General features: G+C 53.7%; 10 protein-coding genes. 6 read left to right on the forward strand and 4 right to left on the reverse strand.

What is annotated here, in order from left to right; translation table 11 throughout:
- Positions 1–56 precede the first annotated feature (56 nt).
- The 5 genes from ACIP6T_RS16990 (at position 57) to ACIP6T_RS17010 (ending at position 5,238) form a co-directional block, all read left to right on the forward strand.
- Positions 57–866 carry an alkaline phosphatase family protein gene (locus ACIP6T_RS16990; RefSeq protein WP_400458167.1) on the forward strand — a complete coding sequence of 270 codons (810 nt, stop codon included), beginning with the start codon at positions 57–59 and terminating at the stop codon, positions 864–866.
- Entirely contained in the window at positions 866–1,711 is an 846-nt protein-coding gene (locus tag ACIP6T_RS16995; RefSeq protein WP_345827433.1) for an ABC transporter permease subunit, read from the forward strand. Before ACIP6T_RS16990 ends, ACIP6T_RS16995 begins: the two co-directional genes overlap by 1 nt.
- Before the next feature lie 10 nt (positions 1,712–1,721).
- Positions 1,722–2,507, forward strand: coding sequence for an ABC transporter permease (locus tag ACIP6T_RS17000; RefSeq protein WP_097095238.1), 786 nt, complete (start codon positions 1,722–1,724; stop codon positions 2,505–2,507).
- A 2-nt stretch (positions 2,508–2,509) separates the two neighbouring features.
- On the forward strand, positions 2,510–3,502 hold the full coding sequence (locus tag ACIP6T_RS17005) for an ABC transporter ATP-binding protein (RefSeq protein WP_097095239.1): 993 nt from the start codon (positions 2,510–2,512) through the stop codon (positions 3,500–3,502).
- A 110-nt stretch (positions 3,503–3,612) separates the two neighbouring features.
- A complete protein-coding gene (locus ACIP6T_RS17010) occupies positions 3,613–5,238 on the forward strand; it encodes a Na/Pi cotransporter family protein (protein WP_400458168.1) in 1,626 nt (541 codons plus the stop codon).
- An 85-nt stretch (positions 5,239–5,323) separates the two neighbouring features.
- On the opposite strand, the gene gntU is transcribed toward ACIP6T_RS17010, so the two are convergent.
- From gntU to ACIP6T_RS17030, 4 genes are all read right to left on the reverse strand, one after another.
- Positions 5,324–6,664 carry a gluconate transporter gene (gntU, locus tag ACIP6T_RS17015; protein ID WP_097095241.1) on the reverse strand — a complete coding sequence of 447 codons (1,341 nt, stop codon included), beginning with the start codon at positions 6,662–6,664 and terminating at the stop codon, positions 5,324–5,326.
- 2 nt (positions 6,665–6,666) lie between these two features.
- Positions 6,667–7,203, reverse strand: a complete 537-nt coding sequence (gene gntK / locus ACIP6T_RS17020; RefSeq protein ID WP_097095242.1) for a gluconokinase — start codon at positions 7,201–7,203, stop codon at positions 6,667–6,669.
- A gap of 142 nt (positions 7,204–7,345) precedes the next feature.
- Positions 7,346–8,341, reverse strand: a complete 996-nt coding sequence (gene gntR / locus ACIP6T_RS17025) for a gluconate operon transcriptional repressor GntR (protein ID WP_097095243.1) — start codon at positions 8,339–8,341, stop codon at positions 7,346–7,348.
- Between the two features lie 151 nt (positions 8,342–8,492).
- On the reverse strand, positions 8,493–9,188 hold the full coding sequence (locus ACIP6T_RS17030) for a pirin family protein (protein ID WP_097095244.1): 696 nt from the start codon (positions 9,186–9,188) through the stop codon (positions 8,493–8,495).
- Positions 9,189–9,822: 634 nt separating this feature from the next.
- Here ACIP6T_RS17030 and ACIP6T_RS17035 point away from each other — a divergent pair.
- Positions 9,823–13,908, forward strand: a complete 4,086-nt coding sequence (locus tag ACIP6T_RS17035; protein ID WP_400458169.1) for an Ig-like domain-containing protein — start codon at positions 9,823–9,825, stop codon at positions 13,906–13,908.
- Positions 13,909–13,921: the final 13 nt, after the last annotated feature.

A 13,921-nucleotide genomic window follows, 5' to 3' on the forward strand; every position in this document is an offset into this window, starting at 1 on the left:
TTGTAGGGTGCGCATTTATGCGCACCTGGATTAACGATTGTCATAAAGGAGAAAGGATGAAAACAATCCTGGTGGTGTTGGATGGCCTGAGTAATCAGGTGGCGCAGCACGCGATGGGCTATCTGTTTGCGGAATGCGCGCAGGGCAACGGCCAGTATTATACGCTGACCTGCGAACTGCCTTCGCTGTCACGCCCGCTGTACGAATGCATTCTTACCGGCATTCCGCCAGTGCGCAGCGGCATTATTCATAACGGCGTCAGCCGTCTGAGTAATCAACGCAGCATCTTCCATTACGCACGAGCTGCTGGCCTTACTACCGCAGCGGCGGCGTATCACTGGGTGAGTGAGCTCTATAATCAATCTCCATTCAACGCAGCGCGCGACCGACACACGGTTGCGCCCGATCTGCCGATTCAGTATGGGCACTTTTACTGGGACGACGGTTACCCGGATTCTCACCTATTTGAAGATGCAGAAAGTCTGCGCCTGCGCCACGATCCGGACTTCCTGCTCATCCACCCCATGAACATTGACGATGCCGGGCACAAGCACAGCCTGTCATCATCGCAGTACCGCAACCGCGCGCGCATGGCTGATGGTTATCTTTCGCAGTGGATGCCCGGCTGGCTGGCGGCGGGTTATCAGGTGATTGTCACCGCCGATCACGGCATGAACGATGACTGCTCGCACGGTGGCATTTTACCGGAAGAGACGCAGGTACCGCTGTTTGTGTTTGGGACCGGTTTTTCATTAAAACCCGATCTTCAGCCTCAGCAAACCGAGCTGTGCGGCATCGTCTGCAGCTTACTTAACGTCGAACACGACAAGCCGATCTGCCATGGTTTACTGGCGGAGCCGCAGTAATGAAAGGAAAAACGCTCGCGTCTCTGCTGCTGTTGCCCTTTGCACTGTTTTGGGTGGCGTTTCAGCTCGCCCCGCTGCTATGGATTGCCATTAATAGCTTCTGGAGCGACATCAACGAGCGTTGGGGCATCGATAATTACAGCGACATTCTCACCTCGCCATTCTATTTACAGGCGTTTCGTCTCTCGCTGGATATCTCCATCTGGTCAAGCATTTATGGTCTGCTGATCTCGCTGATTGCTGGATATTCGCTGCATCAACTCGGCAGTGGGCGATTTCAGCGCTTTTTAATGTCATTTACCAACATGACCAGCAACTTCGCCGGGGTTCCTCTGGCATTTGCCTTTGTCATTCTGCTGGGGCTGAACGGTTGCCTGACGCTGCTGCTGCGCCATTACGGCGTGCTGGAGGGCTTTAAGCTGTTCTCGCGTGACGGCATGGTGCTGGTTTACACCTGGTTCCAGATCCCGCTCGGCATTCTGCTGCTCTATCCGGCTTTTGATGGCCTGCGCCGTGACTGGCAAGAGTCCGCCGCGCTGTTGGGAGCGGGCCGTTGGCGCTATTGGTGGCACATTGGTTTACCCATTCTGTTCCCGGCGCTGCTCGGCACCTTCGTGATTTTGCTGGCTAACGCGCTCGGCGCTTACGCCACCATTTACGCACTGACCACCGGTAACTTTAACGTGGTGCCGGTGCGCATTGCCGCGCTGGTATCCGGTGATATCTCGCTTGATCCCAATACCGGTGGCGCGCTGGCAATGCTGCTGGTGCTGATCATGGCGCTGATCACCGTGGTGCAGCAGTATCTGGTGCGCCGCAGCTATCTCAACGCCAAAGCGTCTTAAGGAGCCACACGTGTCTCGCGCAGAAAAATTTTACCATCGCCTGATTGTCTGGCTGCTGCTGTGCATCTTAGCCGCGCCGCTGCTGGCGACGCTGCTGTATGGCATTTCAACCAGCTGGAGCGACACCATTCTGCCGCAGGGCTTCACGCTTAAATGGCTGACTGCGCTATGGAGCGATCCGCGTTTTCTAACGGCGCTGGGTCATTCGCTGCTGGTTTGCTTCGGCGCACTGCTGTTCTCGCTGGTGCTGGTGCTGCCTGCCATGTTTGTAATTGCTTACTATTATCCAAAGCTGGATGCGCTAATGAACGTGCTGATTCTGATGCCGTTCGCCGTGCCGCCGGTGGTTTCATCCGTTGGTCTGCTGCAGCTCTATTCCTCGTCGCCATTGATGCTCACCGGCACGCCGTGGATTCTGATTGGCTGCTACTTCACCATCGCGCTGCCGTTTATCTATCGCGCCATCTCTAACAATATGCAGGCGATCAACCTGAAAGAGCTGATTGATGCCGCGCAACTACTCGGCGCCAGCACCTGGCAAGCCGCGCTATTTGTGGTGCTGCCAAACCTGCGCAAAGGGGTGTTTATTGCGGTGCTGCTCTCCTTCTCTTTCCTGATCGGTGAATTTGTCTTCGCTAACATGCTGGTCGGTACCCGCTATGAAACCCTGCAGGTTTATCTTTTCAATATGCGCAACGGCAGCGGCCACTTCACCAGCGCGCTGGTGATTTCCTATTTTGCCGTCGTCCTGCTGGTCACCTGGCTGGCGAATGCCCTCAATCCTGAACGAGGCTAACCATGAGTTACCTGAACGTCACCCAGTTGAACAAAAGCTACGGCCCAACCTCTATTTTTGAAAATATCGATTTCAGCGCCGAAGAGGGCGAGTTTGTCACCCTGCTCGGCCCCAGCGGCTGCGGCAAATCCACCCTGCTGCGCTGCATCGCGGGATTAACCGACGTTGATAGCGGCAAAGTGCTGCTGCAGGGTCAGGATCTGGTGCCGCTGCCGCCGCAGAAGCGCACCATCGGCATGGTCTTTCAGAGCTACGCGCTATTTCCGAATATGACGGTGGAGAAGAACGTGGCGTTTGGCCTGAAGATGCAGAAGCTTCCCAGCAGCGATATTCAAAAACGTGTGATGGAGGTGCTGGCGCTGGTTGAGCTCACCGACTTCGCCCGCCGCTATCCGCATCAGCTCTCCGGTGGGCAGTGTCAGCGCGTGGCGCTGGCGCGTTCACTGGTGACGCGTCCGCGCTTACTGCTGCTGGATGAGCCGCTGTCGGCGCTGGATGCGCGCATCCGTCGCCATCTGCGCGAGCAGATCCGCAATATTCAGCGCGAGCTGAAACTCACCACCATTTTTGTAACCCACGATCAGGAAGAAGCGCTGACGCTTTCGGACCGCATCGTATTAATGAACCGCGGAAAAATCGTGCAGAACGGCAACGCTGAAATGCTGTATACCCAACCGGCCGATCTGTTCGCCGCAGGGTTTATGGGCAACTTCAATTTGTTAAGCGCTGAAGAGGCGACGCAGCTGACGGGTCAGGCTTTTAGCGGCCAGGTGGCAATTCGTCCCGAGTCGATCCAACTGTGCGCACCGCAGGCAGGTATTCCCGCCACTATCCTCAGCCACAGCCTGCTCGGCAATGTGATTCGCTATCGCGTGCGCGCGCAAAATATTGAGCTTTCCATCGATGTGCTGAACCGCAGCGTGGCAGATTTGCATCCCGCTGGCATGCAGATTGGGCTACAGTTAGAGATGTCGACGTTGCGCCAGGTCGCTTAATTTAAACGAAAAAATGGGCAACGCAACGCGGCGAAGGATTTACCGGTTGTGCTCACCGTCAGGCTGGCAATCGGTACTGTTTAAGCCTGACGGATGAGGAGCCTCTATACGTGTTAACTCTGCTTAATCTTCTCTCTGCCGTTGCGCTGCTGGTATGGGGTACGCACATTGTGCGCACCGGCATCATGCGCGTGTACGGTGCCGATCTGCGCCGCGTGCTCAGCCGCAGCGTCGAAAAAAAACCGATGGCGTTTCTTGCCGGGATTGGCGTCACCGCATTAGTTCAAAGCAGCAACGCCACGACACTACTCGTCACATCGTTTGTTGCACAGAATCTGGTGGGCCTGACGCCGGCGCTGGTGGTGGTACTGGGCGCGGATGTCGGTACCGCCATCATGGCGCGCATCCTGACCTTCGATCTGACGTGGCTTTCGCCGCTGTTTATCTTCTTTGGCGTGGTGTTTTTCCTCAGTCGTAAGCAAACGCGCGGAGGCCAACTTGGCCGCGCCAGTATTGGCCTGGGCCTGATTTTGCTGGCGCTACAGCTGATTGTCGCCGCCGCCAAACCCATTACGCAGGCGGCAGGCGTGCAGGTGCTGTTCTCCACGCTGACCGGCGATGTGATGCTCGATGCGCTGATTGGCGCGGTGTTTGCCATTATCAGTTACTCCAGCCTGGCGGCGGTACTGATTACCGCTACGCTGACGGCCACCGGCGTCATCTCATTTAAAGTTGCGCTGTGTCTGGTGATTGGCGCCAATCTCGGTAGCGGCTTACTGGCCATGATTAATGCCAGCGGCTCCAATGCGGCAGGCAAGCGTGTTGCGCTCGGCAGCCTGCTGTTTAAGCTGATTGGCAGCATCGCCATTTTGCCGTTCGTCAATTTTGTCGCCGACGTGCTGGATAAATTGCCGGTCAATGATGAAGAGCTGGTGATCTTTTTCCACGTGTTCTACAACCTGATTCGCTGCTTAGTCATGGTGCCGTTCGCCGAACCGATGGCGCGCCTCTGCCGCCGCATGATTGACGACGATGCGGAAAATGATCTTCACCTTAAGCCCAAACACCTTGATAGCAGCGCGCTGGATACGCCTGCGTTAGCGCTCGCTAACGCCTCGCGCGAAACGCTGCGCATCGGCGATGTGGTTGAGCAAATGATTGAGTCGTTTAATAAAGTGGTACACGGCGACCTGCGCGAAGAACGCGCGGTGCGGCGGCTGGATGATGATGTGGATGTGCTGTACACCGCCATCAAACTTTATCTGGCGCGCATGCCGAAAGAGGATTTGCCTGAGGATGATTCACGCCGCTGGGCGGAGATTATTGAGATGGCGCTCAACCTTGAACAAGCGGGCGATATTATTGAGCGTATGTGCGCCGACGTGGCGGACAAATCATTGACCGCGCGCCGGGCATTTTCAGCGGAAGGACTGGAGGAGCTGCAAACCTTGCAGGAGCAGGTACTCTACAATTTGCGCCTGAGTTTGTCGGTGTTCCTTTCACACGACGTCACCAGCGCCAAACGCCTGCGCCGCTCTAAGCATCGCTTCCGGATTCTGATCCGCCGCTTCTCCCACGCGCACGTTGAGCGTTTGCATATGCAGAACGTGCAAAGTATCGAGACCAGCTCGCTGCATCTTGGGCTGCTAGGCGATATGAAACGTTTGAATTCGCTGTTCTGCGCCGTGGCGTACACGGTGTTAGATCAGCCGGATGACGAGCGGGATGAGGATTGATACGTTCAAAGACGCGCGATGAATCGCGCCGCTACAAATATCTGCATTGTTCCGTAGCGGCGCAATTTATTGCGCGGGTTTTACATCAAGACAGCAAACTAAACGCAATCATGCCGACAATCGCGCCGGTGGTACCGAGAATGGTTTCCATCAGCGTCCAGGTCTTCAGCGTTTCGGCTTCGGTCGCGCCGGTAAAGCGGCCAAACAGCCAGAAACCAGCATCGTTAACGTGGCTGATGATGATCGAACCACCGCCGATGCAAATCGATAGCGCCGCCAGCTGCGCGCCGCTGTAATGCAGCGGCTCAATCACTGGCATCACCAACCCTACGGTGGTTAAACAGGCCACAGTAGCCGATCCCTGAATCACACGAATCGCGCCAGAAAGAATGAAGCACGCCAGCGCAATTGGCATTCCTGCGCCGGTCAGCGCGTGTCCCAGCACCGGGCCCACGCCCGAATCCACCAGCACCTGCTTAAACACGCCGCCTGCTCCGATCACCAGCAGGATAATCCCCGCCGGCTGCAGCGCACTGCCGCACACCTGCATCACCTTCTCTTTATCCATGCCCTGACGGTACGCCAGACCATAAATCGCCACCAGACAAGCCAGCAGGATTGCGGTGAACGGATGGCCGATAAACTCCAGCCACTCATACAAATGCGTGCCCGGCGTGGTAAAGCGGGCACCGATGGTTTTCAGCCCCACCAGCAGCAGCGGGAAGAGGATTAACGACAGGCTAAAGCCAAACGACGGCAGCTTGCCCTCTTCCACTTCCGGCTGATGGTCTTCCGGCGGTGCGCTAAAGCTGACATGACGCGCGATGAAATTACCAAACAGCGGACCAGCAATCAGCATGCCGGGAATCGCCGCGCACAGGCCGAGCAGAATCATCCAGCCAAAATCGGCGTGCATCTGCGAAGCCAGCAGCATTGGCGCCGGTCCCGGCAGCAGGAACGCCGCCGCAGCCGCTACACCGGCAAACAGCGGAATCACCAGTTTCACCAGATTACCTTTGGTGCGCCGCGCCACCGCAAATGCAATGCTGATCAGCAACACTACCGCCACTTCAAAGAACAGCGGCAGCGCGCAGATCAGCCCGGCAACGCCCATCGCATAGTGCGCGCGGCTTTCACCAAAGGTTTTCAGCATACGGATGGCAATTTGATCGACCGCGCCGGTTTCATGCAGGATTTTGCCGAACATCGCACCCAACGCCACCACAATGGCGAGAAAGCCGAGCGTTCCGCCCATGCCTTTTTCCATGGTTTCGGCGATTTTATCGAGCGGCATGCCGGAAAACAGACCAGCACCAATAGAGACTAACATCAGGGCAACAAAGGCGTGCATACGCGCTTTCATTACCAAAAACAGCAGCAGCAGGACAGAGCCTGCTGCGGTTAACACTAGCGTTGCGGTACTCATGACTAACCCTTGTTGATTGCACCCTCAATGGTCGCAACCGTGGCCGCAACTACCTCATCCAGTGAATGATTGATATCAACCACCAGTACATCGGGCTCATCAGCGCCGGGTTCCTGCAGCGTGGCGAACTGCGTCACCAGCATCTGCGGTTTGAAGAAGTGACCTTTACGCGCCTTCAAACGTGATTCGATGGTTTCGAAGTCGCCCTGCAGGTAGATAAACTTCAGGTTCTCGTTGCCCTGACGCAGGATGTCGCGATAGGACTTTTTCAGCGCCGAGCAGACAATAATGGAGATTTCCTGCGTGCGCTGCATGGCGAACGCCGCATCATTCAGTGCCTGCAGCCACGGCTGGCGATCGTTATCGTCCAGCGGATGGCCTTCGGCCATTTTCATGATGTTGCTGCGCGGATGGAGGAAATCTCCATCAAGAAACGCAGTGTTTAATTGGTGAGAAACCTGATTGGCGACGGCAGATTTTCCGCTGCCGGAAACGCCCATCAGGATAAAGACGTGGTGCGATGGAGATGGCGTTGTCATTTTTTTTGCGCTCCGGCAGGAAACCCGCCTAATGTTACCGATAACAATTTCAGTCATCATTGTCGGAGGCCGCTGAAAGACTGGCAACCCTTGTCAGGCGGAAAAGCACGAAAGTGTGAACTGACTCAAAAAATCGCCAAAATCAGATGCTGTCACCTTCGGCAATTTCAAACCCCACATCCAGCGGTTGCATTACCGTCCGATCGCCGCCAATCCGCGCCAGCAGCATCGCCGCCGATTCTCGCCCCATACGCTCACGTGGCGTCAGCACCGTGGCGAGCCGTGGATTTACCACTTGCGTAATATCGTGGCCGTGGAACCCGGCAATCGCCATCTGTTGCGGCACGTGCAAACCCTGCCGCTGGCACTCAAACATTGCGCCAACCGCGAGGTCATCGTTGGTACAGAACAGGCTATCGGTTTCGGGATAACGTTTTTGTGCTTCACACAGCAGTTGCGCACCGGCGCTGAATGACGAGGCATCTTCCATCATCACGCTATGCGGCGTGAGTCCCGCTTCACGCATCGCTTTTTCGTAGCCCTGCTGCTTCTGCAAAGTACGTTCATCAAGGCGCGCACCGAGATACACGGTGTGACGATGGCCTTTTTTCAGAATAGCATGCGTCATCTGACGCGCCGCCTCGACATTATCGAAGCCCACCGCCATATCGAGGCATGGCGTCACCGAGTCCATCATCTCAATCACCGGAATGCCAGCCACTTCCAGCATGCGCAGCGTGCCTGGCGTGTGAGTGCGTTCGGTAAGGATCACGCCGTCGATGTTCCAACCGAGCAGCGAACGCAGCTGTAATTCCTCTTTCTGCGCGTTGTAACCAAAGTGCGCCACCAGCGTTTGGTAACCCGCTTCGTCGGTGACGGCTTCAATACCGCGCAGCACATCGGCAAAAACCTGGTTGGTCAGGGAAGGCAGCAGCACGCCAATAGCGCGGCTGGTGGCGTTCGAGAGCATATCGGGGGCACGATTGGGGATATAGCCGAGCTCGTCCAGCGCCACGGCGATTTTGTCACGTAGCGCCGCAGAGACCTGATTGGGATTGCGCAGGTAGCGGCTGACGGTCATTTTTGTGATGCCGACGCGATCGGCTACGTCCTGTAATACCGGTCTTTTCTTCTTCATCTTATGCGCCTGAAATCAGAGATAGATGAAGTTTATCATTAATTTTTCATTTTCCACGCCTCGTACCGCGCCGATCAGGCGCGTACGAATCCGCACCCCATCAAATGTATCGATCGCCAAGAATGGCGATCAATACATTTATTACGCGGTTTTATACCGGCGGCAAATCGAACAGCAGAATTTCAGCATCGCTGTCGGCTTTGATGCTCAGCGCATGTTCATCCCAGATCGCGAGCGCATCGCTGGTGCCTACCTGCTCGCCATTCACGCTGATTTTCCCTTTCACCACCTGAATCCACACGCGGCGGCCCGCTTCAATCGCCACGTCATCGCTTTCGCCTGTGGAAAATACCCAGCGCGACAGCGTCATGTCCTGAAACACCTTGAGCGATCCATCACGCTCGTCTGGCGTCAGCACAAACTGGCGGCCTTTCACATCAGCGAAACGGCGCTGCGCATAGCGCGGTTCAATGCCTTTGCGCTCTGGAATAATCCAGATCTGATACAGATGCAGCGGATCGGTGGCGCTGGCGTTGTATTCCGAGTGACGCACGCCCGTGCCAGCACTCATGATCTGGAACTCACCCGCCGGGATCTGCTCTTTGTTGCCCATGCTGTCCTGATGCTCGACGGTGCCAGAAAGCACATACGTCAGAATCTCCATATCTTTATGCGGATGCGTACCGAAACCCTGACCGCCATCGATCACGTCCTCATTAATCACACGCAGGGCGGAGAAGCCCATAAAGTTGGCATCATAGTAATCGGCAAAGGAAAAAGTGTGCCAGCTATCGAGCCACCCGTGGTTAGCATGACCGCGTTCTTCAGCTTTACGTACGTAAATCATGTTCAATTCTCCTCAATGTTTTTTACAGTCTGGACTTGAGATGAGTTGATTGATAGCTGAAAAACTTCACGCCTCTGTTCAAAAATCATGAATAACATCTGGCGAGATGGACTGGGTAGATGAAGAAGGGAAATCGCAGGCAAAAAAAAGCCAGCACCCGAGCTGGCTAAATAATACTTGGAAGCAATGTGAGCAATGTCGTGCTTACCCAGATGTCAGGAGACGTTTCCGAGCTCGCATGGCAATAATAATCATTATCATTCGCGTCTGTAAACCCCTTTCGCGAATTATTTTGCATTGACGTTGATTGATAATCCCTTGATGTTAAAGGGGACTTTAACCATTTTGCACAAGGAGCCGCTCGATGAGTCAGATCGTCATTCGCCATGCTATTCCCGAAGATGCCGCCGCATTATCGCGCATGTACAGCCAACCAGAACCGCGCCGCTATAACTGTGTGCACATACCGTAGCGGCGCAATTTATTGCGCATTGTTAAGTAATAACCTGCCTCTACTTCATCCTCTCTGCCAAATTTTCAAGACATGTCTTTACAAGAGCCCTTGTTCATCACTCTTAAACTCTCGCCTGGAAATTCCCTTCACTTCTTATTTTTTGGATACCAGGTTCTCATCATGGATACGATTAGAAAAAAAGCCACGAAAGGCTGGCTTAAACCTCTGGCTTATTTACAAATCGCCGTGCAAATCGGCATGTCGATTTCTCCCCTCTGGATTAATAGCGCAAGAGCTGAAAAACCCTTATCTGCAGATGATTCACCACTGAATGCCGCAGCGGGACAGCTGAATACCCTCGGTCAGGCTGCGCAATCCGGCAACTTTAATGGATTGGCCACGCAACAGGCATCCAGCCTGATGACGCAGCAGCTGCAACAGTGGTTGCAGAATTTTGGCACCGCACGCATTGAATTAAACGCCAATCAGCATTTTACGCCTCGCAGTGGGGCCGTGGACCTCTTGCTGCCGCTGGATAAAAGCAACGAACACCTGTTCTTCACCCAAGGAGGTTTTCGCCAGGTTGACGGTGAGTTAACCGGCAATATGGGGCTAGGCATGCGTCATTTTGTGGATGAATGGATGTTCGGCTATAACGCTTTCTACGATCAGAATATCAGCCGTGGCCATAAACGATTGGGCACCGGCGTGGAAGCGTGGCGCGATTACGTCAAACTCTCGGGTAACGGTTATTGGCGTCTTTCTGACTGGCGTAATTCCGGCGATGTTACCGATTATGATGCGCGCCCGGCTAACGGTTTTGATCTGCGTGCTGAAGCCTGGCTCCCTGCCTATCCCGCGCTTGGCGGGCGTATGATGTATGAGAAGTATTATGGCGATGAAGTCGCACTGTTCGGTAAAGATAAGCGTCAGCGTAACCCGGATGCTGTTACCGCAGGATTGAGCTGGACGCCGATTCCCCTCATCTCTTTCACTGCCGATCATAAAAAAGGCGGTCAAAATAGTGAGACGGCATTCGGATTGCAATTGTCCTGGCAGCTTGGCCAATCTCTGGCTTCACAGATTGATCCCACTCGGGTGGGTGATAAACGCACGCTGGCTGGCAGTGCAATGGATCTGGTTGAGCGTAATAACAACATTGTGCTTGAGTATCGCAAACAACAGCTAATTGATTTATTCATGTCGGCTGAAATTACCGGTGAAAGCAGCAAAGTTATTCCACTCGTTTATAAAACACAGGGTAAATATGGTTTTTCCAACGTTGTATGGAATGACGCCGCGCTCGTAGCGGCAGGCGGCAAAGTCATCGATCAAGGTAACGGCAGTTATCAGCTGGCCTTACCGAAATATCTTGCCGGTAGTGCCAACAGCTATGCGTTTAGCGGTATTGCTCACGATACACGCGGTAATGTTTCTAAAGCCGCATATACCACGATTAAAGTCACTCCGCCTGCGTTGAGTATGAAAAACAGTAGCGTGGGCAGCGCTGCGAATTCCATTATCGCCAATGGCAGCGCCACTACGCAGCTGGTGATTAAACTCATTGATGATAGTTCGCAACCTATTCGGGGAATGGCGGCAGATATTAAAGTCGCGCTCAAAGAAGATATTTCCACTGCGAAAACCAGCCGTATTAAAACACAGGCTGTACAGGTTCCTGCAGTACCTGCCTCAATTGGAGAAATCAGTGAACAAACTGATGGCAGCTATATTGCGTTGATAACCGCAGGAACGCGCGTGGCAACCTTAAATATTGCTACCACGGTGAACGCCCAGGCATTACCTGCTCTTTCCATACAGCAAATCAGTGATGCCGATTCAGCGGTCGTTCAGGACGGCGATCTCAAGTTAGAGCAGGACGCAACTATTGCGAATGGTAAAAGCGAGAATCGAGTACGTGCGCGCGTAACGGATGCCAGCGGAAACCCAGTAGCGGGAATCAACGTCACCTTTAGCCTGAGCGGCTCCGCACAGGTTGTGAACAGCGCAAGTTTAAACGTTATCAGTGATAATCAAGGTTATGCCAACCTACTGTTTACTAATACCGTCGCTGAAACGGTAACGGTCATGGCCAAAACCGCCAATGGCGGGAGTACCCAGGTCGAAAGTCGCTTCATTGCAGACAATTCTTCTGCCGTCATCGATCAGGGCGATCTCACTCACGATCGTAACGATGCGCCCGCAAATGGTGCTAGCCCGATTATTTATACCGCGCTGGTGAAAGATGCCAATGGCAACCCAATTCCCGCAGCTAACGTCAAATGGACGACGGATTTAGGCAAACTAAGTAGCGCTGACAGCAGTACTGATGCCAATGGTAAAGCCACTGTAAATCTGACCAGCACCCAGGCAGGGTTGGCTACGCTCGCCGCTTCGGTTAATGGCGCAGCAGAAGTCAAAGCAACCTCGGTTATTTTTGTCGCCGACAGTTCAAGCGCCCAACTGGGGAAAGATGACCTTAAAGCCAGTAAAACCAGCGCCCTGGCGAATGGCATCGATACCGTTACTTATACTGCACAAGTCAAAGATGCGCATGGCAACCCAGTCACAGGCGCCACTATCAGCTGGGCGAACGATCGCGGCAATCTGGATAAAAACAGCACGGTAACGGATAAGGATGGCAGCACCAGCGTGACGCTGAGCAGCACACGAGCTGGAACGGCCACCATCAGCGCATCGGTAAATAATGGTGCCGTCACAAACGCACCTATCGTTACCTTTATCGCCGATAGCAGCAGCGCTAGCATCGGTACCAACGACCTGACAGCAGACAAAACGAACGCAGTGGCCAATGGCAGCGATGCCATCACGTACAGTGCGCTCGTTAAAGATGCTCAAGGTAATCCTGTCGTCGGTATGGCGGTTAGCTGGAGTAGCGATCGCGGTAACCTCAATGTGTCCAGCAGCACGACGGATAATGCAGGTAAAGCCGAAGTCCATCTGAGCAGTACCGCCGCCGGTGATGCCATCGTTAGCGCAACGGTTAACAATAAAGCGGCGATAAATGCGCAAGCCGTGAGCTTCTCAGCCGATCAGGCTAGTGCCACAATTGGTAGCGGCAACCTTCAGGCCGATAAGAGCAGTGCTATTGCCAATGGCAATGAAGCCGTTACCTATACGGCGCAGGTCGAAGATGCACACGGCAACCCTGTTCAGGGCATCGCCGTTAGCTGGACCAGCGATCATGGCGATCTGAAAAGCAATAGCAGTAATACCGATCAGGCAGGCAAGGCAACCATCCAGCTTTCGAGTACCTTAGCAGGCACGGCCGTGGTAAGCGCCGCCGTTAACAAGGGTGCCGCCACTCCTGCAACTGCGGTGACCTTTATTGCCGATAACAGTACGGCCGCTCTGGATAGCGAGGTGAAAGCTGACAAAACGACCGTGATTGCGAATGGTACTGAAGCGGTTACCTACACCGCACAGGTTAAAGATGCTCACGGCAATCCGCTGCCAAACATTAAGGTAAACTGGAAGACCAATCGTGGCGATCTGAGTGCAACCAGCAGCAACACAAACGGAGCAGGCGAAGCCACTATTCAACTGAGTAGTAAAGTGTCAGGTGATGCCATCCTGAATGCTGCTCTGAGTGGTGGAAACAATGTGAATGCGGCGAACGTGGCTTTCACCGCTGATGTGACGACGGCCCAGATCAAAACCCTCACCAGTAATAAAGTGAAAATTACCGGCAACAGCCACGATACCGCCATCCTGACGGCAATCGTTGAAGATGCAAACGGTAATAAAGTCGCCAATTATCCTGTGCAATGGACAACCACGCTTTCTACATTGAGCGCGCCAGTTTCTAATACGGATGATTCAGGTAAAGCCGAAATAACGCTGAATGGGATGGACTATACGGAGCAGAGTAATATCACAGCGACGATAAGCGCCAGTACAAGCGTGAATAATCAAACTCGTGACGTTATTATTCGTACCGTATTTAAACTGAATGGCGTTTATTACTGGTCAATGGTTAGCGATCACAATACCGATAATTTAAGTACTGCACAGAACTACTGTAATATTTATGGTCAAGGACATGTACTTAGTTCAAAAGAAGGATTAGCCTTCCTCCAAAATGGTGGCGACTTCCGCGATAAAAAAGTATCAAGTGAATATACGAATGCCTGGCTGAGGGTCTCAGATTATTGGAACAGTAAAGCAATTGATTTATACCGTAACAATGGAGAAAAAGGTGATCTCACCAACTTCGCGGGTGTAGAGTATGTTTGCGTAAAATAATATACCTGCGTCT

The sequence above is a fragment of the Pantoea sp. NPDC088449 genome (genome assembly GCF_044753225.1).
In the GTDB taxonomy this organism is placed as follows: Bacteria; Pseudomonadota; Gammaproteobacteria; order Enterobacterales; family Enterobacteriaceae; genus Pantoea; species Pantoea floridensis.